Annotated in this window: 22 protein-coding genes; 20 read left to right on the plus strand and 2 right to left on the minus strand. The window is 60.2% G+C overall.

Translation table 11 applies throughout. From position 1 onward, the window contains the following. The first annotated feature begins 51 nt into the window (after positions 1–51). The 6 genes from AC0L3E_RS02770 to AC0L3E_RS02795 all read left to right on the plus strand — a co-directional run bounded on the left by AC0L3E_RS02770 (position 52) and on the right by AC0L3E_RS02795 (position 5,619). Positions 52–1,182 (plus strand): thiolase family protein, encoded by a 1,131-nt coding sequence (locus AC0L3E_RS02770; RefSeq protein ID WP_032899524.1) that lies wholly within the window; start codon positions 52–54, stop codon positions 1,180–1,182. Further along, positions 1,149–1,634: a Zn-ribbon domain-containing OB-fold protein gene (locus AC0L3E_RS02775; RefSeq protein WP_196815414.1), complete on the plus strand. Its 486-nt coding sequence runs from the start codon at positions 1,149–1,151 to the stop codon at positions 1,632–1,634. The genes AC0L3E_RS02770 and AC0L3E_RS02775 overlap by 34 nt, the downstream gene beginning before the upstream one ends. Beyond that, positions 1,628–2,449, plus strand: coding sequence for a helix-turn-helix domain-containing protein (locus AC0L3E_RS02780; RefSeq protein ID WP_024504903.1), 822 nt, complete (start codon positions 1,628–1,630; stop codon positions 2,447–2,449). Before AC0L3E_RS02775 ends, AC0L3E_RS02780 begins: the two co-directional genes overlap by 7 nt. A gap of 11 nt (positions 2,450–2,460) precedes the next feature. Further along, positions 2,461–3,876 carry an ABC transporter substrate-binding protein gene (locus AC0L3E_RS02785; RefSeq protein ID WP_473604171.1) on the plus strand — a complete coding sequence of 472 codons (1,416 nt, stop codon included), beginning with the start codon at positions 2,461–2,463 and terminating at the stop codon, positions 3,874–3,876. Next, positions 3,869–4,789: a carbohydrate ABC transporter permease gene (locus tag AC0L3E_RS02790; protein WP_024504905.1), complete on the plus strand. Its 921-nt coding sequence runs from the start codon at positions 3,869–3,871 to the stop codon at positions 4,787–4,789. Before AC0L3E_RS02785 ends, AC0L3E_RS02790 begins: the two co-directional genes overlap by 8 nt. Positions 4,790–4,851: 62 nt before the next feature. Then, positions 4,852–5,619, plus strand: a complete 768-nt coding sequence (locus AC0L3E_RS02795; RefSeq protein WP_245469699.1) for a carbohydrate ABC transporter permease — start codon at positions 4,852–4,854, stop codon at positions 5,617–5,619. Between the two features lie 72 nt (positions 5,620–5,691). Here the strand turns inward: AC0L3E_RS02795 and AC0L3E_RS02800 are convergent, their stop codons facing one another. Continuing rightward, positions 5,692–6,561, minus strand: a complete 870-nt coding sequence (locus AC0L3E_RS02800; RefSeq protein WP_024504907.1) for an alpha/beta fold hydrolase — start codon at positions 6,559–6,561, stop codon at positions 5,692–5,694. A gap of 10 nt (positions 6,562–6,571) precedes the next feature. After that, entirely contained in the window at positions 6,572–6,976 is a 405-nt protein-coding gene (locus AC0L3E_RS02805) for a hypothetical protein (protein ID WP_024504908.1), read from the minus strand. A gap of 260 nt (positions 6,977–7,236) precedes the next feature. Here AC0L3E_RS02805 and AC0L3E_RS02810 point away from each other — a divergent pair, with 260 nt between their 5' ends. From AC0L3E_RS02810 to AC0L3E_RS02875, 14 genes are all read left to right on the plus strand, one after another. After that, positions 7,237–7,941, plus strand: a complete 705-nt coding sequence (locus AC0L3E_RS02810; RefSeq protein WP_473604173.1) for a GntR family transcriptional regulator — start codon at positions 7,237–7,239, stop codon at positions 7,939–7,941. Positions 7,942–8,231: 290 nt separating this feature from the next. Further along, on the plus strand, positions 8,232–9,431 hold the full coding sequence (locus AC0L3E_RS02815; protein ID WP_164752878.1) for a substrate-binding domain-containing protein: 1,200 nt from the start codon (positions 8,232–8,234) through the stop codon (positions 9,429–9,431). Between the two features lie 161 nt (positions 9,432–9,592). Further along, on the plus strand, positions 9,593–10,519 hold the full coding sequence (locus tag AC0L3E_RS02820) for an ABC transporter permease (RefSeq protein WP_024504911.1): 927 nt from the start codon (positions 9,593–9,595) through the stop codon (positions 10,517–10,519). Further along, positions 10,516–12,084, plus strand: coding sequence for a sugar ABC transporter ATP-binding protein (locus AC0L3E_RS02825; protein ID WP_024504912.1), 1,569 nt, complete (start codon positions 10,516–10,518; stop codon positions 12,082–12,084). The genes AC0L3E_RS02820 and AC0L3E_RS02825 overlap by 4 nt, the downstream gene beginning before the upstream one ends. Further along, entirely contained in the window at positions 12,081–13,046 is a 966-nt protein-coding gene (locus AC0L3E_RS02830) for an ABC transporter permease (RefSeq protein ID WP_128307777.1), read from the plus strand. The genes AC0L3E_RS02825 and AC0L3E_RS02830 overlap by 4 nt, the downstream gene beginning before the upstream one ends. 149 nt (positions 13,047–13,195) lie before the next feature. Next, positions 13,196–14,200 carry a substrate-binding domain-containing protein gene (locus AC0L3E_RS02835; RefSeq protein WP_024504914.1) on the plus strand — a complete coding sequence of 335 codons (1,005 nt, stop codon included), beginning with the start codon at positions 13,196–13,198 and terminating at the stop codon, positions 14,198–14,200. 99 nt (positions 14,201–14,299) lie between these two features. Continuing rightward, positions 14,300–15,337: an ABC transporter permease gene (locus AC0L3E_RS02840; RefSeq protein WP_245469493.1), complete on the plus strand. Its 1,038-nt coding sequence runs from the start codon at positions 14,300–14,302 to the stop codon at positions 15,335–15,337. Between the two features lie 20 nt (positions 15,338–15,357). Then, a complete protein-coding gene (locus tag AC0L3E_RS02845) occupies positions 15,358–16,185 on the plus strand; it encodes an ATP-binding cassette domain-containing protein (protein WP_024504916.1) in 828 nt (275 codons plus the stop codon). Between the two features lie 14 nt (positions 16,186–16,199). Beyond that, on the plus strand, positions 16,200–17,372 hold the full coding sequence (locus AC0L3E_RS02850) for a serine hydrolase domain-containing protein (protein ID WP_473604369.1): 1,173 nt from the start codon (positions 16,200–16,202) through the stop codon (positions 17,370–17,372). 241 nt (positions 17,373–17,613) lie between these two features. Continuing rightward, positions 17,614–18,495, plus strand: coding sequence for an MBL fold metallo-hydrolase (locus AC0L3E_RS02855; RefSeq protein WP_024504918.1), 882 nt, complete (start codon positions 17,614–17,616; stop codon positions 18,493–18,495). A gap of 65 nt (positions 18,496–18,560) precedes the next feature. Then, positions 18,561–19,583: a rhamnose ABC transporter substrate-binding protein gene (rhaS, locus tag AC0L3E_RS02860; protein ID WP_473604174.1), complete on the plus strand. Its 1,023-nt coding sequence runs from the start codon at positions 18,561–18,563 to the stop codon at positions 19,581–19,583. Between the two features lie 688 nt (positions 19,584–20,271). Further along, positions 20,272–21,489, plus strand: a complete 1,218-nt coding sequence (locus AC0L3E_RS02865; protein WP_081714392.1) for an ABC transporter substrate-binding protein — start codon at positions 20,272–20,274, stop codon at positions 21,487–21,489. Between the two features lie 77 nt (positions 21,490–21,566). Further along, complete coding sequence (locus tag AC0L3E_RS02870; RefSeq protein ID WP_024504921.1) at positions 21,567–23,483, plus strand: ABC transporter permease; 1,917 nt, start codon at positions 21,567–21,569, stop codon at positions 23,481–23,483. After that, entirely contained in the window at positions 23,476–24,270 is a 795-nt protein-coding gene (locus AC0L3E_RS02875; protein ID WP_050580513.1) for an ABC transporter ATP-binding protein, read from the plus strand. The genes AC0L3E_RS02870 and AC0L3E_RS02875 overlap by 8 nt, the downstream gene beginning before the upstream one ends.

Raw genomic sequence — 24,270 nt, forward strand, 5'->3', positions numbered from 1 at the left:
GAACCTCTTGACCAAAATAAAATAAAATGCATCATCCATTACGGAGGGACGATGCAAGGCTTTTCTGGGCTTCGAGATAAAGTATCGGTGGTGGGCGTCGGCACGACGGCGTACGGCAACTTTCCCGACATGGACGAGTATGGCCTGGCGGCTGAGGCGTTTCGCAACGCGGTTGCAGATTGCGGACTGGACAAGGGCGCGGTCGACGGCCTGCTTACATGTCGTATTCCGAGCTACTACCGGATGGGCGAAGTCCTGGGACTTGATCCGCGTTGGACGATCACCCTACCGGGGCATGGTCGCATGTCGGGCATCGGCCTCATCGAGGCAACGATCGCCTTGACGAGCGGCCAGGCGAAATATGTCGCGCTGCTTTACGCCAACATCGGCCGATCTCGCCGCGTCTTCTACGGCGGAGGTGAAATGCCGGGCCATTGGGACCCTTGGGGGTTCACCTCGCCCGGCGGCGCCCACGCCATGATGTTCCGTCGCCACATGGAGCTTTACGGTACGACGACGCGGCAACTCGCTGAAGTTTCCGTGGCCTTCCGCAGCCATGCGCAACTCAATCCCGGCGCGGTGATGAAGGAGGCAATGACTATCGACGACCATGAGAGTTCCCGTCCGATCGTCGCCCCGCTGCGCCTATTCGATTATTGCCTGATCAACGATGGCGCCGTCTGCCTGATCCTCACGACAAGCGAGCGGGCCGCTGATCTCGCCAAGCCGCCGGTTCGGATCAGCGGATTTTCGGGGCGCGAGGCCTATCGAAACTCGTCCATAGAGAATTTTCACATCGACTTCTGGCACGATCAGGTCTCGGCATCGGGCGATGAGGCGTTCGCCATGGCCGGCGTCGAGCCCGCCGATGTCGATGCATTGATGTGTTACGACAATTTCAGTCCGACCGTGCTGTTCAGCCTCGAAGGCCTTGGCTTCTGCCCGCGCGGCGAAGGCGGCCGGTTCGTCGAGGGCGGAGCGTTGAAACTTGGCGGCCGGCTGCCGACCAACACGGACGGCGGCCATCTGTCCAATTCGTATATGCAGGGCTGGGCCCTCAACGTCGAGGCGGTGCGCCAACTGCGTGGCGAATGCGGCGATCGGCAGGTTGAGGACTGTGAAGTCGTGACGTACGTGCAAGCAACACCATGCACGCGCACGATCGTTTATACGCGGGCGTGACGGCTGACATGGCGTATGGCGCTTCCGCTTCCGAGAAATCCGTAGAGGCAAAGCCGTTGCCCAAGATTACGCCCTTGAACAGGCCGTTCTGGGACTATGCGCTCAAGTCAATTTACGCGCTGCAGACCTGCGATGCGTGCGGCGACGCTCATGTTCCCGAAGCGCCGGTATGCCCTCGGTGCCTGAATGACCGCCAGACCTGGAAACCGGCGAGCGGAAAAGGCACGCTGCAGTCCTGGGCGGATTTCCATCGCGCCTATTGGGACGGCTTTAAGGCAGACTTGCCCTACCGTACATGTCTGGTGCGGCTTGACGAAGGCCCGCTGGTCGTCAGCAATTTGGTCGGCGGGCAGGCGAACCTCAGGATTGGTGCGCGCGTCCATGTGGTGTTCGACCGCATCGCCGATGGCATCGCATTACCGAAATTTTCTCTGGACGAACCGGGATGCTGAACGAAGCAGCTGACGCCGAAGTGAGCGCGGCCGGATGCGATCGTCATCACGCCGGCCGCCTGCCAGCCCGGCCAAACCGCAGCATCCTGAGATCGGCGACGCGCCCGCTCGAAATCATTGAACTCTTTGCTGCTCTCCGCCGCCCGCTGTCGGTCTCGGAAATCGCCTGCGCGCTCGAAATCCCCCAGTCAAGTTCGTCCGTGCTGCTACAGGCCATGAGCGGTGCAGGTTTCATAGCGCGCGATCGCAAGACGCGGAAATACCTACCGAGCGTCCGCTCCGTGCTGTTGAGCAACTGGGTCCACGACACGTTTCTCCAGGGCAGCGGCCTGCTGCAGGCGTTGGATGCGTTGAGCATCGAGGCCAATGCAAATGTCCGGCTTGGCGTCCGCAATGGGGTGCACGTTCAATATGTGCATGTCTCCTGGCCGTCGGCCGAGCCAAGGACGAATCGCCTGAGTCCCGGCATGAAGTTGCCGATTGGCAGGGACGCCCTGGGCAGGATGCTGCTTCTAGCAGAGAACGAGAATGACGTACGTGGCATTCTCCGGCACGGGAACGCCGTCGGCGATGCTGCACATGCGGTCAATGTGGAGGATCTTGTCAACGAGCTGCGAATGCACCGCGTCGATCGCTTCGCGGTTTGTCGCGATCTGAGTGCCCAGGACGACCTCGTCATCGCAATCCAGTTGCCCGCGCGATTTGGAGCGCCTGCTGCGATCGGCATTGGCGTTGCCGTTTCCGGGCACGCGGACGGTCGGTCGAGGTTCGCCGCGCTGCTTCGTGACTTCGCTGCAGAAGCCTGGGGTGCGTGAGGGCGAAGTGCTTGACCGCCACATGCGTACGCCGGGGCGGAATAGGAGCTACCAGGCGGCTCTTTCTAAAACGACTAAGAAGCAGGCTGGTGGAGGAATGCGCAATGAAGAGCAGTAACTTGATGGAACTCATGCAGCAAATGTCGCTGACACGACGGCAATTGCTCGGCACGTCAGCAATGCTGGGGGCAGCCGCTCTGATGCCGCGGCAGGCATGGAGCGCGCCCGATCTCAAGGGTATCGAACTCAATCTTATGGTGATCCAGCCGCACGTCACCGGTGGACGCATAGTTGCAGACGAGTTCGGCAAGGCGACCGGCGCGAAGGTCAACGTACTGCCGGTTCCCAACGACCAGATCCAGCAAAAGGCGACCCTCGACGTCCAGTCCGGATCCAACGTCTACGACGTCATCGACTACTGGTACTGTCTGCTCGGCGCGCTCGCCGAAGACGGCACGGTCGTCGACGTTACCGACCGCATTGCCAAGGATTATGCCGCTGCGGACTTCCTGCCGTCGATCTACGATCCCTACACACTGTACAAGGGAAAGCGCTGGGGGGTGCCATATGACGGCGATTCGCACGTGCTGTTCGTCAACACCGAGATCCTGGAACGGAGCGGCCAGAAGCCGCCCACGACTTGGGACGAATATCTGGCGACGGCGAAGGTCATCACGGAGGCCGAGACAGCGAACGGCATCTTCGGCACCGCGCTGCTCGGTGTGAAAAACCCTTTCATGATAGGCTGCAGCTACACCAACCGGCTGGCTGGTCTGGGTGGCGATTTCTTCGATGCCAGCGGCAAGCCGTTGCTCGATTCGGAAGTCAGCATCGCGGCCGTCCAGGCCATGCTTAACGTTGCTCCGTATGCTCTGCCGACGCCGCTGGAAACCGGGTTCGAGCAAGGATTGCCGGCCTTCCTCTCCGGTAAGGCGGCCATGATCGAGTTCTGGACCGATCTCGGGGTCAACGCACAGGATCCGGCAATGTCGCAGATTGTTGACAAGTGGACCGTGGTGCAGATGCCGATTGGCGGCGCCAACAAACAGCATCGCGGCTCGCTCGACGCCGGTTTCGGCCTGGCGATCTCGGCCGGCTCGAAGCAGCCGGACGCCGCTTGGGAACTGGTCAAGTTTGCCTGCAGCAAGGAAATGAACCTCAAGCTGACACTGACTCCCGGCAGTGGCATCGATCCGATCTTCACGTCGGTTCTCGACAGCAGCCAGTACAAGGCGGCGGCGCCGAAGGTTCAGGCTGCTGGCGCCCAGGCACTAAATGGCGCGCTTGCCTGGCCTACCGGGGCACTGGCGTCCAAGATGCTGCAAGGCCTGGCTGACGAACTTGCATTGGTTCTCGCTCAGACCAAGACCCCCGAGCAGGCTATGAATGATGCCCAGGCGGCTTGGGTTGCAATGCTGAATGGATAGAGGCAACCCGGTTTCCACATCGGCCGGAGCGACGGTAAGCGGCTCGCGATTGGCAGGGTTCCTTCTGGTCGCGCCGCTGCTGCTCGGCCTCTCCGCCTTTGCCATCTATCCGTTTCTCGACGTGCTTGCGTTGTCGCTGTCGAAGAGCTCGCTGGGGCGGCAGTTCCAGCATTGGCCGGTTCTGACCAACTTTGCCGCCATTCAGCGCGATGGCGACTTTCAGGCGGCCCTGTTGAGGACGACGATTTTCGCAATTCCCGTCGCATTGATCCAGCTCGCACTGGGCTTGGCGATCGCGATGATGCTGCATTCAAGTCTGAAGCAGGCGAGGTGGGTGCGCAGCCTTATCCTGTTGCCGCTGATGACGCCGCCCATGATGGTGGCCGTGGCCTGGAAATTGATCCTTGCGCCCGCCGGCGGCCTGCTCAACGGCGTGCTGTTGCGCACCGGCATCATAGACCAGCCGGTCTCATTCCTCGGCACCATGCCCGCAGCCTTCCTTTCGGTCGCTGTCGCCGATACCTGGCAGTGGACGCCGTTCGTGGCGATCCTCGCTTATGCGGCGCTCCAGACCTTGCCAGACGAGGTGTTCGAGGCGGCAAGTGTCGACGGCGCGTCGCCGCGAACGATCTTCTGGCAGATCACGCTTCCGATGCTGATGCCGACGCTGCTTGCCATCTTGCTGTTGCGCGTCGTGATCGCGTTCAAGCTCTTCGACCTCGTCTATGGTCTGACATTCGGCGGGCCGGGATTCAGCACCACCGTCACCACCTTCCGCATATGGCGCACTGCCATGCAGGAGTTCGATGTCGGTCTGGCCGCAGCCCAAACGCTGGTGTTCGCCATCCTCGTCAGTATTGTCACCCTGCCTATCACCTGGCTTCACAAACGCAGCGAAACGAGGTCGGGATGAGCCATTCCAGTCAAGCTGGGGGGAAGTCGCGGGGCCGGGTCGCAACAGGGTGTGCCGCGGTCATGGTCGGCTTCTTTGTGTTGCCGATTGCGTATCTCGTCTCGGTTTCCTTCAAGACGCCAGACCAGGTGCTTACCGGGTATTTCCTGCCGCAGGCACCGACACTGGCGAACTGGATCAACACCTTCCAGATCATCCCACTGTTTCGCCTGCTGGCGAACTCGCTGCTGGTCGCGGTTTGTAGCAGCCTGCTGACGCTCGCCGTCGCCTTTCCAGCCACGTACGCCATGGTGCGGTTGAAGGTCGGCGGGCGCTTCCTTCCGGCCTTCACGTTGGCGACCTACGTGGCGCCGCCGGTGGTCGCGCTCATTCCGCTTTTTCTGCTTCTGCGTCGGCTTGGTCTGCTCAACAGCCTGTCTGGCCTTATCCTGGTCAACGGGATAGTCAACCTGCCGGTGGCCTTTTGGCTGTTGTCAGGCTTCCTGCGACGGGTGCCCGTGGAAATCGACGAAGCGGCAAAGATCGACGGTGCTGGGTATTTCACGATCATCTTTCGCCTTGTCGGCCCAGTCATGGCGCCAGGCCTCGTGGCAACGGGTTTGATTTGTGGCATCCTCGCCTATGATGAGTTCCTGCTCGCCTCCGCCTTCAGCAATGACGAAGGCAGCCGAACGCTGCCGGTGGCGATAGCTCTTTTCCAGGGCGAGCGATTGATAAATTTCGGCCAGATGGCGGTAGCGTCTCTCACCGGCATTATACCGGTCTATCTGATCGGGCTGTTCGCGCAGCGGTGGCTGATCGGCGGGCTGACGGCGGGCAGCGTCAAGTAAACCAGGACCCAGGTTGGAAAAAGCGTCGACGATTTTGCTTCCTGCGTTTTTCGCTGGCCTCCCGGGGCGGTATCAGCCGGTGCGCTTTGCTGACTTCGCCCTGATCTCATCGAGGATTGGCACGATATACTCCCGGAACTTCGCCGGGTTCTCGGCCATGGGGAAGTGGCCCATGTCGCGCATATGCACCCATTTCGAGCCGGGTATCATCGACGCAAGCTGACGCCCTTCCTCGACCGTCGCCGACCAGTCGTAATCGGCATTCAGCAAATAGAGGTCGATCTTCGCCGTGTCGATATCCTTGGCCGTATCCGTGAGATCATGCTCCTCGACATAATAGTGCAGGTCGCCCGGGAAGACCGACGGCGCCCCCTGGCTGTACATCCAGATCGTCTCGCGGCGGTAGACCTCCGGGCTGCTCGGCGAACACTGTGTGTGTTGCAAGGCGGCGCGTGTGTCGTTGGATGTCGTTGGGTGCCAGTACCAGTCTGTCAGCGTGCCAGGCTCGGGGCTCTTGATAAGAGGCTCAAGCGCGATCGCGGCGCGAAAATGCTCGGGATGGTAAAGCGCCAGATCGGTCGCCAGCAGCCCACCCATCGAGCAGCCCATGAAGACGGGTCTGTCGAGCTCGAGCGCCTTTGACAACTCGAGCACGTAGCGCAGGAACCAGTCCATCTTGAGCTTGTAGCCAGTCTCCCAATAGCGGTGGGTGAGGGGAGGCAGCGACTTGCCATGGTAGGGCAAGTCCCACGCGATGAAACGGAAATACCGGGTGAGTTCCTCATCCTCGAGAAGGTGCCGCCATTGGCGCGCATCGGTGCCTGCCGTGTGCTGCAGCAGCACCGGGATGCCGGTGCCAGCCTGTTCGAGGTATATACGGTACTCGGTGTCATCCAGGGTCAGATACAGATAGCCGCATTCCATCTTTGCAAACTTTGCCATCATCCGTCCCTCAAGCCTTCACGCCGTTGATCTCCTGGCGCATCACGGCGAGGATTCGCTGCAAGGCGCTGTAATATGCATAGAGCGACGACAGATCGCCGCCGAGCCGCATGCCGCGATGGATCGCCGCCGGGAAGAAGTCGTTGCAGAAGCGCGCCGGCGCCGGCTTCAGGATGTCGCGCCAGGTTTCCCGCGGCCCGCCGACATAGATGGTCGACGACTTGTAGCCGTCGCTTCCTTGCTGGAAGTCCACGACGCGGCCATCCCGGATCTCCATGAAATACTCGTCCGCCTCGTTGCTGTAGAAGCGGATGCGGGCGTTCCAGAAGCGGGCGGCAATCGCAAACTCCGGGTCCTTATTGACGCCATCGCGGACGGCTTTGACGGGAATGACCAACTGGTCCTTGTCGCTCACTGACGATACTCCTCCATGCTTCCGTTAGGGTGCGCGATGGGAAAAAATCCACCGTGATCCCAACTCGCCAAGAGGCCGAAATCAACCGATCTCAAGAGTCCGGCTGAAGAAATCAATATTCTGATGCCCGTCGAACGCTGAACCGCTCGATTGTGGTTGCGGGAACGGGACGAACATGGAAATCCTGATGTAGGTCGACCAGCAGTTTCGAGTGTCGGCTTCGGAAATGAGGAATGACTGACCACCAGCCGCTCGACGCATTGCAGCAACAGATCAGCAAGCGCAGTCTCGCCGACGACAGCGGCGACTGGTCTTTGAAATCACGGACGACGGCTGAGTATCAGATTGCTGAAGTGCTGCGCGAAAAGATCATCGTCGGTGTCCTCGCGCGTGGACAGAAGCTGAAGCAGGCCGAGATCGCCAAGATGCTCGGCGTCTCGATCACGCCGGTGCGCGAGGCGCTGCGGCTGCTGGAAGCCCAGGGCTATGTGGCGGTGAGTGCCCATCGCGGCGCGATCGTCGCACCCTTCCTGATCGAAGGTGCCGAGGAACTCTACCAGTTACGACAGTTGCTTGAAACGCGCCTGACCGCGGAAGCTGCGCGGCGCATGTCGCCGAACGATCTGTACGTTCTCAAAGCCATCAACCACGATCTTCTCATGGCCGCCAGGGCTGGCGACCGCGCCGCCTGCCGGGAGAAGAATTTTCGCTTCCACTTCCGGCTATACGAACTGGCAGGCCAGGCGCAGACGCTCGATTTCGTGCGCATACTCTGGGCCAAATATCCGCTCGACTTGCTGAGCCAGATGCCGGGCAGGCAGTCGCGCGTTTTCGATGAACACGTGACGCTTCTGGCCGCTCTGGAGCGGGGCGATGTTGAGGGCGCTACGGGTGCGATGGAAGTGCACATCAATACAGGCTGGTCGGAGTTCCTGGCAAACTACAAGATGCCCGTCTTGCCCTGAGGAAGTCGCCTCACCTAGTGACAGTCCCAACTGCGGAGCGCGCCCATGGACATCGTCTGGGGCGATGGCCGCATAGCCAACGACGACTTCGGCTGAATTGTCAGTGTCTCCTATAACCATCGCAGGGGTTCTGTTCCAAACAGGCCAGCAGGGAGGGTCTTTAACGTTTGCTATGAGCGACCCCTCATGGCGAGGGTTAGATTCGTCCTTCCGGCGGTTTGCGAACCTCATGATAAAAAGGGGAGGAGAGCATGCTTACCTGGAAGAACAGAGCCGTACGGTTCGCCCGCGTGATCACCGTGGCGGCCTGCACGGCAGCATTTTCGTTGGTCGGGCTGGCGGCTAGTCACGCGGCCGATCCGACGGCCGAGGAGCAGGCAGCCGCGCTGGCCGCCGTGCCGAAGGAGGCGCAGAAATACTACGGCGGCTACTGGTATGCGACCAATATAGTCGCCGATCCGTTCGCTAACTGGAAGCCCCATGCGCCGCCATGGAAGATTTGCCACAATGATTCCTATCTTGGGAATTCGTGGCGCGCCAACCTTGTGGCGGAGCTGAAGGCGCTGACCAAGCAATTGGCCGATCAAGGCCTCGCTGAACCCGAACTCAACGTCACGAACTCTAACGGCGACATCAACCTCGAGCTCACGCAGCTGAAGGCGCAGATCGCGCAGGGCTGTGACCTGATCATGAGCTATCCGGGGTCTGCGACCGGCCTTTGCGCGGGCATCAAGGAGGCTTTCGACAAGGGCATCCTTTTCGTAACCATCGACTCGACGGTCACCTGCCCGGAAGCGCTGAACGTAGCGACCAATCCCTACTATCGCGGTCAGTACGAAGGTGAGTGGATCGCCAAGCAATTGGGCGGCAAAGGTACCGCCCTCATCATGAACGGACAGCCCGGGACCGCGAACACGGTCGCTCAGGAGACGGGTTTCCGGAAGGCCGTCGAGGCGTTTCCCGACATTAAGGTCGCCGGCAGCCTGTTTGGCATGTGGACCGGGTCGGTGGCCAAAACCGAGGTGCTGAAGTTCCTGGCGACGCATCCTGAGCCTGTGCACGCTGTGTTCTCGACAGGCAATATGGGCGTTGGCGTGGGCCAAGCGTTCGAGCAATCGGGCCGTGCGCTTCCAATCATCACCGAAGTCACCAACCTTTGCAGCCTGCTTGCTTACTGGAAGGAAAAGAACCTCACCGCCAACACCTTTGTCCAGGATGGCGGTCCGATGGCCTATTCCGCCTTCATTCCTGCACTGCACATGATGGCCGGGCAAAAACCGAAGGTGAACACCATCTTCATGCCGCTGCCCAGCATCACGGCGGAGAACTTCAATGACTACTACGACGCTTCCATGACCGTGCAAAGCACCTGCTTCGCCAACGGCAAGGACCTGCACCTCGTGCCGGACTCGTATTTCGAGCAGTTCTTCACCGGCGGCGAGCCGAGAGCCAAGGTTGAGATCGTCTCGACCAACGCCCAGCCGCAGTGAAATGCACCACGATGGGTGCTCGCGTTCAGCGCGGGCACCCATAAGGGAGTTGCGCACCGTGCGCGGCATTGCTTTTCAAAGGATCACACCCGTCGGGTATGAATGGTAGTCGCACTTTGACCGACTTGTCCCTCAAGACCATCCAACGAGTGGCCGGGCCTTTGGCCCCGTTTCTCCTCGCCTTCATCCTTTTCTTTGTCATAAACGTCTTCATTCCCGGCTATGCCAGCGTCATAAGCCTGCTGTCGCTTCTGCTGCTTTCCAGTCTGCTTGGCATCGCCTCGGTCGGCCAGACCCTGACGATCGTCATCGGCGGCTTCGACCTTTCGATCCCGGCTGTGATCGGCTTGTCTAACGTGCTGTTCGCGCTGCTTTACGGCGCCGGCTATTCCGCTTTTGCTGCGGCCGTGTTCATTCTAGCGCTGGCGACGCTGATCGGTCTGGCAAACGGCTTTGCATCCCGATACCTGCAGCTCAACCCGCTCGTGGTGACGCTGGCGAGTGGCTCGATCATCCTTGGCGCCATCTGGGCAGGGACGCATGGCGAGGTTTCGGGCTTTGTGCCTGATTGGCTCGTCAACATGGTTTCGGTTATCGGCAAGACCGGTCCCATCCCGCTGCCCGGCTCCGTGGTGATCTGGCTGCTCATCGCCGGCGGCATCCTATTCCTCGAGCGCAAGACCAAGCTCGGCCGCTGGATGTTCGCCGCAGGGGCAAATCCTCGCGCCGCCGAATTGGCCGGCGTGCCGATGCTGCTCGTCTGGATGAGTGTCTACGCGCTCAGTGCCTTCCTGGCAGCGACGACGGGCATTCTACTTGCAGGCTTCAGCGGAGCGGCCGATCCGACCGTCGGCGCAGCCTACCTCTTCACCACTGTCGCAGCAGTCGTCGTCGGCGGCACGCCGCTGACCGGCGGGCGCGGCGGCTATGGGCGCACAATTGCCGGCTGCCTTGTCGTAACAGAACTTAGCACCCTCCTTGTCGGTCTCGGGCTCGACCAGGCGGCACAGCAGATATTCCTCGGTTTCCTGATCGTCGGGCTCGTGGCGCTCTATGGCCGCGAACCGCATCTGAGTATGCGCATATGAACAGCGCGGTCCATCAGCGCGCGATAGAACCGCCCGCCGACCGCAAGGGCATGCCGCTGCTTCTGTCCGCGGATGGGCTTCGCCGGACATTTGGCGAAACGATCGCGCTTGATTCCTGCTCGCTGTCGATCCGCGAGGGCGAAATCCATGCCGTTGTCGGAGAGAATGGTTCGGGCAAGAGCACGCTGATCAAGATACTCAGCGGCATCGTCCGCGCAGAAGCGGGCACACTGGATTGGCTCGGCCGGCAAGCCAGTTTCGCGAATCCGCGTGCCGCGCAGGACGCCGGCATTGCTACGGTGTTCCAGGAGACGCTGGTCCTTCCAGACATGTCAATTCGTGACAATGTCATGTTGGGCCTGGACGGCATGATCCGTCGCAATATGACCCCCTTGCGCGAGCGCGAAGCCGTGCGGAAAGCACTGGCGGCTGTCGGTATCGGCAATCTTGATATCGAGCGGCTGGCCGGCACGGTATCGCTCGCCAACCGCCAGATGATCGGCGTCGCACGGTCTCTTATGCGGCCCTGGCGCCTGCTTATCCTCGATGAATCGACCTCCGCGATCGATATCGAAGACCGCGATCGTCTCTTCGAAGTGCTACGAAGTTTCCGTGGCGAAGGGCGATCGATCCTATTTGTCTCGCATCGCATGGACGAGATTCACGCCCTTGCCGATTGCACGACGGTACTTCGATCTGGCCGGAGCGTCGCATCGCTGGAGCGCGGCGCAGTATCGAGCGAAATCCTGCTCGACCTGATGTCGACGCGCGAAGGTGCGCGGGCGGCGGAAGGCGAAGGCTGCGGCGAGACTATTCCCGCCAATGCCGAGGTGATCGTCGGCGTGCGAGGCCTGTCGGTTCTCGAAGGCAAGCCGACACTGGATCTCGACCTTCGTCGCGGCGAGATCATTGGCGTGGGGGGGCTGGAGGGGCACGGCCAGGTCGCCCTGCTGGAGTGCATCGCTGGTCTGCGTCGCGCGCCCACGGGGACAGTGCACGTCGGGACCATGACCATACGGTCGCAACGCGACGCGGCGCGCGCGAAGATCGCGTTCCTGCCGCGCGACCGCAAATCCGAGGGTATCTTCGCCCCGCTGTCGGTGCTCGACAACGTGACCGTATCGGCGCTCGGCTCATTCGCCCGTTGGGGTGTGCTGGGCACAAGGAAGCGGATAGAGGTCGCCGGCGAGGTCACTCGGCGGACCAGGGTCAAGATGGCTGGGCTCGACACGCCGATATCGGCGCTGAGTGGCGGCAACCAGCAGAAGGCGCTACTCGGGCGTCTGATCGCCACCCAACCGCGTGTGTTGGTGTTGAACGATCCGATGCGTGGTGTGGATCTGGGTGCCAAGCGCGACCTCTACGAGGTGCTCAATAATCTCGCTTTGAGCGGCGTTTCCATCCTGATGCTGTCGACCGAACTGGTGGAACTGTGCCTGCTTTGCCACCGGGTGGTTGTGTTTCACGATCACGCCGTCAGCGCGATCGTCGAGCGCGGCGACCTTAGTGAACGCGCATTGATCGATGCGATGTTCTCGCAACGCCGACTGGAGACCTCGACATGAAGTGGCTCGGCGACCGCAGCTACGCATGGCCCGTGCTCATTGCGGTGGTCATTTTCACTGCTCTCAACGCCTTCGCTAGCCCCGCTTTTACCGATGTGACGAACTGGAACGGCATGCTCATCGGCGTGGCGCCGTTCATCATCACCGCCATGGCCCAGACCGCGCCCGTGCTTTCAGGAGAGGGCGGGATCGACCTTTCGGTCGGGCCGCTTGCGGGGCTCGTCAATGCCATGGTGACGTCGATCCTCGTGCCGAATGGGTGGGCCGATCCGGTGACAATCATCGGCGCTTCGCTGGGCGTCGGCATCTTGTCCGGCCTGTTGAACGGCTTCCTCATCGCAGTCGTGCGCGTCCAGCCGATAATCGCAACCTTGGGCACGTTCCTCGCCTTCCAGGGCATTACGCTAGAGATGCTGCCCATGGCCGGCGGTCTGGCGCCGCAATGGCTGCTCGGTCTTGCAGGCAGCTATGGCGGACTTTCGGGGATGCTCGTCCTGCTCATCGTGCTTGGCCTTGTCTGGCTGGCGTTCGAGCGGACAGGCTACCGCCGCAACCTGCTCGCCGTTGGAGGGGATGCGCGCGCTGCCTACGCATCGGGCGTCAATGTGGCGGGCGTGCGCATCATCGCCTACGTCATTGGCGGCGTGCTGGCGGCGATCGCTGGGCTGGTGTTTACCGCTGCCCTCGGTTCGGGTGATCCACGCGTCGGCGTTCCGTACACGTTGACCTCCATCGCTGCCGTCGCGCTGGGCGGCATCGCCTTGACCGGCGGGCGAGGGGGCATGCTGGGTGCAGCCGCGGCCGGCACGCTGCTCTTCCTGATCCAGACCCTGTTCACGCTGGCGCAGGTTTCGATCTTCTACATCCAGATCATGTACGGCCTGATCCTTCTGGTTGCGCTGACCTTGAACGCAGCCGGCGAGCGTGCGCGGCGCGTCCGTATGACAAAGCAGCTCGGCTGAGCCGCGTTGCCTCCGCGGCCAAGCAAGTCGTCGCGGCAAGCTTCGCGCATCGCGATGGTTGGATGCTCAACCACGACTTAGCGCCCAAAGCCGTTTGACCTAGACCAATTCATGTCGGTCTTATCGGCCGGTTCTTTTGGGAGGAGATCATGAACATGCTACCAGCTTCGCTGGCACGGCGCGGCGTGGCCGCAGTTGCGTTTTTGGGTGTCTGCGTCTTGGCTTCGCTAAGCGCGGCCGGTGCCGCCAGCGCCCAGGACAAGCCGCGCATCGTCATGCTGGGCGGCCCGCTATGGGATCCCTTTTTCGGCGCGATGAAGAAGGGCGGCGACGACGCTGCTCGTGACCTCAATGTCGACTACCAGTGGATCACCGGCACCGATCCCAACAATTTCGTCGCCGACTACGCCAAGCTGGTGAAGCAGGCCGCGAGCCAGAAGCCGGCCGCCATGGTCATAGGCAACTACTTCCCGGACACGCTCGACCCCATCATCAAGGAGATCACGGCCAGCGGCATCCCGGTCATCATTCAGCATGATGGTGGCGCTTCCTGGCGGGATATCGGCGCGATTTCATACGTAGGCTTCAGCGCCCGTGACCTCGGTCGCGCGGTTGGTGAGAGGGAGATCAAGGCCGGTGCAAAATTCGGCCTTTGCGTCAATCACGTTCCCGGCAACACCACGCTGGACCTGGATTGCCTCGGCTATAACGATGCCTTCAAGGCGGCCGGAGGCGACTCCAAGGTCCTGACCATCCAGTTCTCCGATGCCAGCAACCCCACTTTTGTCAGCAGCGCCATCCGTGGTGCGCTGCAAAGCGATCAGAGGATCGATGCGATCTGGACCATTGGCGCCGTGCAGGGCGTTGCTTCCGTGGAGGCCGTCAAGCAGAGCGGAAGAAAGATCGTCAATGCTTCGCTCGGCCTGTCGCTCGGCTCGCTCGAAGCCTTGAAGAACGGCGACCTGCTCTTCATCGCCGACCTGCAGCCATATCTCGACGGCTACTACGCCTTGCTCGCGGCATACCAGTATGTGCAATACAAGATGCTGCCAATGGGTCAGATATCAACCGGTCCGCTGATGATCACCAAGGACAATGTTGACGAGGTGCTGAAAGTCAACGGGACCTATCCCGGCGTCAGAGGGGCGTCCTGATTACGCGCCAGCTCCCTGCGATCGTGGCGCGCCCGAGATCCTGCCTTCACTGTCCCTCGGATCTTCTCAACCAATCCCAGCACTTGCCGGATGACGCTCATGACATTGGAAACCCAGGCGCTGCGTGACGCATCGGCCGCCACCTCCCGGCCAATGCGGAGCTGGTCTCCGTCCAGTCTAGTGCGCAGACCCGAGTTCGGTGCCTTCGTAGCCACCGTTTTCGTCTATGCTTTCTTCGCGGCGACGGCCTATCGGTACGGCTTCGTAACCTTCGACGGCACCGCCGGATGGCTCAACACCGCAGCCGAGCTCGGCATCATCGCCATACCGGTCGGCATTCTCATGGTTGCGGGCGAGTTCGACCTGTCGGTCGGCGCGGTGGTAGGCGCGGCGTCGATCACGGTTGCGATCGGCACGACATTGTTTGGCTTTTCCGTGTGGCTCATGATCTCAGCCGCCCTTGCACTTGGCCTGGCTGTCGGCGTCCTGAACGGTCTCCTTGTCGTGCGCACCGGGTTGCCGTCCTTCATCGTGACGCTTGCCAGCAGTTTCAGCATAGGCGGCCTGTCACTTGGCCTGGCGCGGCTGCTCAGCAACACCACCTCGGTCTCGGTGAAGTCGACACCGCTTTCAGATGCTGTCTTCGCATCGAACTGGGGCCAGGCAAACATCTCGATCCTGTGGTGGTTCGCCATCACGATCTTTGGCGGTTGGGTACTGGCGAGGACCGCGTTCGGCAACTGGATATTCGCGACCGGTGGAAACGCTGTCGCGGCGCGCGGCGCCGGAGTACCGACAGGTTTTGTCAAGATCGTGCTGTTCATGATGACCGGTCTTGGCGCGAGCCTTGTCGGTGTCATCCAGGCGATCGGATATCATTCCGGCAACGCGACTGCCGGCCTCGGCTATGTCTTTCAGGCACCGATCGTCGCCGTAATCGGCGGCGTCCTGCTCGGCGGCGGCTACGGCTCCGCGTTCGGGGTGTTTCTCGGCACCGTCATTTTCGGCGTCATCAATATCGGCATCTTCTACACCGGATGGAGCACCGACTGGGTCCAGCTCTTTCTCGGCGTTCTGCTGATGGCGGCCGTGATCACCAATCACTACTTCCGGCGCCTCGCCATGAGCGCTGGCTAGCCGACAGCGCGAGGTTCTGCATGGCTTCTGAAAACCGCCCCCTCATCGAACTGCAAGGCGTCTCCAAGCGCTTTGCCGGCGTCCAGGCGCTTACTGACGTGTCTCTTAGCGTTCCAGCCGGGCAGGTGGTCTGCCTTCTAGGTGACAACGGTGCCGGCAAGTCGACATTAATTAAGATCCTGTCGGGCTTTCACGGTCCTAGTGAAGGCAAGATCCTACTTGATGGCGTGGAAACGCAATTCACCGATCCGCGCGATGCCCGAGCGCGCGGTATCGCCACAGTGCATCAGGATATCGGCACCATTCCGCTGATGAGCGTGGGCAGGAACTTTTTTCTTGGCGCCGAGCCCAAGAAAGGTGTCTGGCCGTTCCAGCGGCTAGACATCGAGAAGGCGAACCGCGTCTCCGTGGAGCAGATAAGGCGCTTCGGGATCACGCGTGTGCGCGACGGCAACCAATTGGTGGGATCGCTATCGGGGGGTGAGCGACAGGTGCTTGCAATCGGGCGAGCTATGTATTTTGGCGCCCGCGTCCTGATTCTGGACGAGCCGACATCGGCACTTGGTGTCAAGGAGGCCGCTACCGTGCTGCGCTTCATACAGGCGGCGCGTGCCGAGGGTGTCGGCATTGTCTTCATAACGCACAATGCACATCATGCCACGCTCGTGGGCGACCTGTTCACCGTCCTGATCCAGGGTCGTGTTGCGGCCAGTTTCAAGCGCGGTGAAAAGAGCAGCACGGAACTGCTGTCGCTGATGGCAGGAGGCGAGCAGATGGAGGACATAGCGGGCGAGCTCGCCGTTCTGGCGCCGACAGTTACGACAACGCCCCTGGGAGAGACGCAATAGTGACCACACGCGATGTGCATTCGATCGACGCCTTGCTTCGCAGGGCGGCGCAGCGCGGTGACGTGCCCGGCGTCGTTGCCATCGCGGTCGACAAAACGACCCGGCTGTATGAGGGCGCCTTCGGCCTGCGTAACCTTACCAGGCGCGCACCGATGACGCTGGACACAGTCTGCTGGTACGCATCGATGACCAAGGCCCTGGTGGCGACGGCGGCGATGCAATTGGTGGAGCAGGGGCGGGTCGCTCTGGACGAGCCGATCGGAAGCGTCCTGCCGTCGCTTGCCTCACCAGAGGTTCTCGATGGTTTCGACGCGAACGGCACGCCAATGGTGCGGCCGGCCAAGCGGCCGATCACACTCCGGCATCTGCTGACGCACACATCCGGCTATGGCTACGACATTTGGAATAAGGCGGTCGAGCGCTATATGCGCGAGAACCACATACCGCTGCTAGTCGACTGCAAGTTGAGTTCGCTCGCTCAGCCTCTGGTGGCCGATCCGGGCGAGAAATGGGAATATGGCATCAGCATCGACTGGGCCGGGCAGGTCGTCGAAGCTGTCAGCGGCCTATCGCTCGAGGACTATCTGCGCGAGCACCTGTTCGCGCCCCTTGGGATGCACGACACGGCGTTTCTGATAAAACCGGCGTGGCGCGAGCGCCTGGCGGACGTGCATCGCCGCCAAGCAGACGGCTCGCTTGTTCCGATCGAGCATGAGATCTCCCAGCAGCCCGAATTCTTCATGGGCGGCGGCGGCATCTACGGAACCGCTGGCGACTACGCGTCCTATATCCAGATGCTCTTGAATGACGGGCGAGCCAAGGATGGCACTGTCGTGCTCAAGCCGGATACCGTCGAACTCATGGGCCAGAATAGCATCGGCGACATCAAGGCAGGCGTGCTCACCTCGGTGTTGAAGGATCTCGCCAACGATACTGATTTTTTCCCTGGCATGCCGCAGAAATGGGGATTGAGTTTTCTGCTCAATACGAGTGATTCGCCCAATGGGCGTAGCGCCGGCAGCATGACCTGGGCTGGCCTTGCCAATACCTATTTCTGGGTGGATCGCTACAGAAGCATAGGCGGCGTGATCATGACGCAGATACTGCCTTTCGGGGATCCGATCACTCTGAAACTCTATGAAGGCTTCGAGCGCGGTCTCTACTTAGGACCGAGCAAACCTTCGTAGCGACGATCGCCCCCATCTCTCATCGCCGAACGCGATGGTTGCTTGGCAATTTACGATTTCCGTTCCTTCGGACCATGTCCTAAGAGACCTAATGGCGGTCGTCCGGTTCGCCATCTCGGCCGTTTTGGAGGATGGCGGTCGTGCTCCCAGGCTTCGCCGAGCGCTTGCGTTGACGGCCCGCTGAAGATTGGGCGCTTCTCCGCTCCGCTTGCACCCTCCCGAAGAACCTTGGGAATGTGACGTGACAGCAGCCAAACCACACTGCCAGCCGTCGGGTGCCTATCACATCGCCATCGGCGACATGACGGTGACTGCGGTCAATGACGGTACCTTTCAGGCCACTTTCGATATGATCGCGGGTATCGATCAGGAGGATTGCATCCGCATCGAAACAGCGGCGTTCCGTCCGGTTCCGCCCAAAATGACGATGAATGCCTTTCTGCTCCGGACCGGCGATCATGTGGCGCTTGTCGACACGGGCTGTGGAACGCGTTCGGGACCGACGTTGGGCATGGTCTGCCGGAACTTGGCGGCAATCGGCATTGTTCCCGCTGACATCGACACCATCCTGATCACGCACATGCATCCCGACCACATCAATGGGTTAATCGATGAAGCCGGTGAGGCTGTGTTTGCGAACGCAGAACTTGTCGTCAACGAGGCCGAGCTCCAGTTCTTTCGAGATCCCATGTCGCCCTCACGCTCACCCGATGGCGAACCGCAGGAATTTTTTGAAGGGTTCCGGCGGGCTACCCGGCCGTATGGAGAGCGCATCCGGACGGTTCGTGACGGACCCGTCATGCCAGGGGTCATTGCTGTCACACAGGCCGGCCATACGCCCGGCCACACCGGCTGGCTCATTGAATCCGGCGGTGACTCTGTAATGATCTGGGGCGACATTGTTCATATGCCGCATCTACAATTTACGGCGCCCCAGGCAGCAACGATTCTTGACATAGACCGCGATCTGGCTGTGGCTACCAGGCGGCGTGCCTTGGATATGGCGGCTGCAGACAGGCTTCGCGTAGCCGGCATTCACCTGGACTTTCCTGCCTTCGGTCATGTCGAGCGACGAGGCGGTGGCTATGCCTTCGTTCCGGAGGTCTGGCGCGCGGTTGTCTGACGATTTGGCGTCCCTCTGTTGGAGCGCCCCAATATCGATCTCTTGAAACTAGATGGGAGGAAGCAATGAATCCGGATCGCCGTCGGCTTTTGAAACTCGTGTCCGGTGCTGCGCTCGCTGGCGTTACGTCAACGGCACCTTTGCGGCCCGCCTTCGCGCAGCAGAAGCTGCGCATCGGATTGGTTGTCAAGGTCATGGGCATCAGCTATTTCGACGTGACCTGCGATGGTGGTCAGCAAGCGGCCGATGAACTAGGCAATGTCGAACTCGTTTACACGGGTCCGACCGCAGCGACCGTCGAACAGCAGATTGCGGTCATCGACGCGCTCGTCGCCCAGAAAATCGACGCTCTTGTCATCTCGGCCAACGACGCCACAGCCCTCATCCCTACAGGCAAGAAGGCGATGCAGCGTGGCATAAAGGTCATCTCCTTCGATTCTGCGATCGCGCCGGAAGGCCGCATAATGCATGTGAACGCCCCGCACGATGACTTAATCGGCGCCAATGACGTGCGCATGATCAGCAAGACGCTCGGTGGCGAAGGCGAGGTCGCAATTCTGTCGGCAACCTCGCAGGCAACCAACCAGAACCTCTGGATCGAGAAGATGAAGGAGGAGTGGCAGAAGGAGAAATATGCCAAGCTAAAGCTGGTCGGCGTGGTCTATGGCGACGACGCGGCGGACAAGAGCTATCGCGAGGCGCAGGGACTCATAAAAGCGTACCCAAATTTGAGGGCCATTATCTCGCCGACCGCCGTCGGCATTGTCTCCGCCTGCCGGGCGGTTACCGATGCAGGTCAGTTGGGCAAGATATTTGTTACGGGCCACGGCCTGCCTTCGGAGATGAAGCCAAACGTGCTTTCCGGTGTGACCGATACGTTCCAGCTTTGGAGTCCTGCTGATCTCGGCTACGCGGCCGTCATGTATGCCGGCATGCTCGCGCGTGGGCAAACCGACGGTGCAGCCAACAGCACCACCAAGATCGGTCGTCTCGGCGACATGACCGTGGAGGCGGACGGCAGCGCTTATCTCAAGGACCTGTTGGTATTCGATAAGTCGAACATCGAAGAGTGGGCGACGAAATTTTAAGCGTCAGGAGTTTCGGACGCCTGGTTGTGCGTGATCTCGAAGCGAACCAAAGTTTCGTCAACGGGCAAACTCTCGCGCTTTACGGGAGGTCGTGATTGCGGGCTTTTAATCAGCCGATCTGAACGAAGTTTGCCCCGGGGACACTTGCCGCAGGGGAAGTTTCGGCGCTCTGGGCCGGCATGCCGATCCGATCGTGCCGTTCGCATTCCTACCGGGCGGCACTGGGCTGAAGCTTCTGCGCTACGGGCGTGTCCGTGACGACCTTATCCTCGACGCAGAGCGCTTCTGTCTGGACACAGAAATTCGCCTTGTCAGTAGGGTGCAAGGGAATTGCTCCGTGGAGAGGGCGAACAGTTCGCAAATGATTCCGCGATACGCGGCGAACCCTAGTACCCTGCTGCAGCCAGCCCGTCAGCGTGCATCTCCAAACGCGATGACATGTTTTCCATATGAGACTCCCTCACGCCGGCAGTTGCGGTAAAAACCCTGGAAAAGAACCCGAGCCACAGAATTGGGCTGAGCCCACGGTGTAGGCGGATATTTGTCGTGGGGGAGGAGCGTTGCCGCAACCCTACCATTTGCGCCATCGCCAGACAGTCTGGTTGGCGGCGATTATGCGCCCGAACCCTTGGTTCACGACAATCCAAACCGCCTTAAACGACAAATATTAATGAGGAGGAATTAATAAATGCCAATGAAGACACTTGCTGCTGTCGGCCTGACAATAGCTATCGCTCTGACCGGTACTGTCCCGACATCAGCCCAGATGAAGAGCAGCACGTTCAACATTCTGATGCTGACTGATCTTTCCTCGGTCTATTCAGAAACCTCAGGTCCAGGTGATGTGGAATTCGCAAAGATGGCGGTCGAAGATTTCGGTGGCAAGGTCAACGGGGTTCCGATAAAAGTCATCGTCGTCGACAACAAGCTTGATCCGGCGCTGTCCGTCAACAAGGCACGCGAGATCATCGATTCCCAGGGCGTGAATCTGATAACGGACGTGTCGAGCTCGGCGGCCGCGATCGCTGTTGCCAAGCTTGCCAACGAACGACACATTCTGACGACTTTCGTCAGCCCAGGAACCATGGCACTTTCCAACGAGGCCTGCGGTAAATACACTTGGCACTACGGTTACGATACTTCAGCCATGTCGGTCCCAGTCAAACAAATGACCAAGGAGGGCACTAAGAAGTGGTACTTTATCGCGGCTGACTTTGCCTTCGGTAAATCTCTGCTCGATTCTTTCTCAAAGGCTGTCAAGCAGAATGGCGGCGAAATCGTCGGGGTGGACATGGTGCCGTTCCCCAATGATGATTTCTCAAACTATCTCCTGAAAGCGCAGGCGGCGGGCGCGCAGGCCATCGGCATTCTTGAATCAGGTCAGGACCTGCGCAACGCGGTCAAGCAGGCACGAGAGTTCGGATTGATGGACGCCGGTATAAAGATTGTTCCCGGCCAGTTGAATCTGTCGGACGTCAAAGCTCTTGGCCCAGACACTTGGGCTGGCGTTAACGCCGCGCTGATCTGGTATTGGGATCTGGACGACGAGACCCGGAAATTCGCCAAACGCTTCCATGAGAAACTGAATTTCTATCCCGGCGACATACACGCCGGGAACTATTCCGCCGTCTATCAGGTGCTGAAAGCGGTCCAGGAACTCGGCACCGACGATCCCGACAAGGTGACGAAAGTCCTTGAAGGCCGACGTTTCAGCGACATGTTCGCGAAGGACGCGCTCATGCGCAAGAGCGACCATCTTGTGGTCAAGCGCACCTTCGTCGGTCAGGTCAAGCCCGCGTCGGGCGTGAAGAACGATAGTGACTTTTTTGATATCACCGGCTCGGTTCCAGGTGACGAGGCGTATTATCCGGAGACGGACAGCACCTGCAAGCACGACTGGGAGTAGGACGACATAGTTCCCGGCATCGGTTTATCGACGTCGCCGGGACGCATCTGGCCTGCAGGGATCCGGAGTTCTACCTAATGTCATATTATGCGATATTGCTCTTCAATGGGCTGGTGACCGGCGGGGTCCTGGCGCTGATGAGCCTCGGAATGAGCATCATTTTCGGCATGATGCGCGTGGTCAATTTTATGCATGGCTCCATGTTCATGCTTGGCGCCGTCACCGCGTTGGTTCTGGGGTCTCAATTCGGCCTCTCGTTGTGGGTCGGCTTCCTCGTTTCAGCCGTCTTTGTTGGCACGACTGGCATCGTGCTGGAACGGCTGCTTATACGGCGCCTCTACGGCCTCGACCTTGCGTATGTTCTGATCCTAACGTTCGGCCTCTCGCTGATCATGCAAGACGTCGTCCGGATATTCTACGGTGTGACGTCCGCGCCCTATCTTGTGCCCGACCTTCTCAAAGGTGCCGTCAACCTTGGGTTCGTCTCCTATCCGAAATATCGTCTCTTTGTCGTCATAGTATCGATCGGCTTGTGTTTCGGTACATGGTTCGCGCTGGAGCGTACCCGTTTGGGCGCCCTTATTCGGGCGGCCTCGGAGCGGCCCGATCTCCTCAAATGCTTCGGTGGGAACGTACCCCTCCTCATTTCCGGGACATTCTTCTTTGCCTCGGCTCTGGCCGGGCTGGCTGGGGCGCTCTCCGCGCCGTTGCGCAACGTGTCACCCTTCATGGGCGAAGAGATGATCAATTTCGTCTTTGCTGTGGTCGTTGCCGGCGGGATGGGGTCGATTGCCGGCTCGGTGGTCATGGGCTTTGCATCCGGTCTCGTCTCGGCCATCGCAGCGATCTTCTATGCCCCGGCGTCCACCGCAGTCATTTACATCCTTATGCTTGTTGTGCTGCTGGTGCGGCCCGGCGGTATCTTCCAGGGCATCGACATCTCTCATTTCGCGCTTCACTACACACCGATGACGGAGCGCGCGCGACAGGTATTCCTGAGCAGGCCTGCCGCCTTGGTCGCGCTTGCTGCCGCCCTTCTGCTTCCTTGGGTGATCTATCCGGTCCTGGCGACCGATATCATCCTATGGGGATTGTTCGCCCTCGGTTTCGATCTTCTGTTCGCATTCGGTGGCCTGCTATCTTTCGGACAGGCGGCCTATTGGGGCACTTCCGCTTATGTCACCGGCATTCTGATGGTTAAGCTCGGGGTCCCGATGCTACTTTCCGTGCTCACGGGTGTCGCCGCCAGTACGGCTGTCAGCCTCCTCTTCGGCTTGGTCGTCGCGCGAAAGAAGGGGATCTATTTCTCGATGATCACTTTCGCGTTCGCATCGATCGTATATTTCATCATCAACCAGTTTCCCGACTTTACGGGGGGCGAGGATGGCCTGCATGGGCTGGTTCGGCCGACACTCCTGGGGCTGGATCTGGGCGATGATAGGGTCTTCTACTATGTATCTCTGGGCGCTGTGGCACTGGTGGTCTACGCCATCCTACGGCTTCTCAAATCGCCTTATGGGCTCGCGCTTCTCGGCGCTCGCGAGAACGAGCAGCGCTTAATGAGCATTGGGTACAATGTATACAGCCTGCGAGTGAAGGCTTACGTGTTTTCGGCTTTGGTATGTTCGATCGGAGGCGCTTTTTATGCGCTGAACCATCAGTTCGTTACGCTCGAGATGGTCAGCTGGCGGGCGTCCGGAGAGCCGGTCATGATGACGCTTCTGGGCGGAGCAGGCACCATTTTCGGGCCATTCGTTGGCAGCGGCGTCGTCCTGATGATGCGCAGCACGCTTTCGTCGATAACGGACAGCGGCAGCCTGTTCCTTGGCATTTTGTTCGTCACCATTGTGCTTCTGTTCCGCCGCGGCATACTCGGCGAAATCGTGCATTATTCCGTTGACCGCGTTCCACCCGCCGAAATGTCTGGCTCGGACAGGCGATATGCATCGAAGCCCGATCGGGTTGTCGCTACGGGAGATGCAGCCGATGCCTGATTGTGGCCAGAACATTGGCGAGAGCGCTGGCGGAACCGTGATGCCGCTACTGGAACTGCAGTCCGTCACGATGAGTTTCGGCGGCTTCAAGGCGATCAATGACTTAAGCCTGAAATTCGAGAGAAAGCCGGTTTACGGCATCATCGGCCCTAATGGGGCCGGCAAGACGACTTTGTTCAACGTCTTGAGCGGGTTTTATCGGCCGAAGCGTGGTCGGCTGCTGTTCAACGGCCAGGACATGACTCGTTTACGAGCCGAGCAGTTTGCTCGCCAAGGTATCGTGCGCAGCTTTCAGATCACGAGCATCTTCCCCAATCTCTCGGTCATGGACAATGTCGTGCTGTCGGTGCAGCGCCGAGCAGACGGGGGTACGAAGGCCTTCGCAAAGATCGACTGGCATGAGGATCACCGGCCGGAAGCGTCGGCACTGCTGGATCAGGTCGGAATTCCGTCCTCTTTGCGCGGTCGACCCGCAGGGGACCTGCCATATGGCCGCAAACGCGCCTTGGAGCTCGCGATTTCCCTGGGAGCACACCCAACGATTCTCCTTCTCGACGAACCAACCGCTGGGATGACGACGGCAGATGTATCGCGTACGACGGACCTTATTGCGCAACTGTCCGTCGACCGCATGATCATCGTCGTGGAGCACAACCTCGGTGTCATCGCAAATGTCGCCGATGAGATCATTGTATTGCAGCAGGGGGCGCTTCTAACGCGCGGTCGCTACGCCGACGTCCGACAGGATCCCCGGGTGATAGAAGCCTATTTGGGAAAGCGCCATTGA

Source organism: Mesorhizobium sp. WSM4822 (assembly GCF_055811155.1).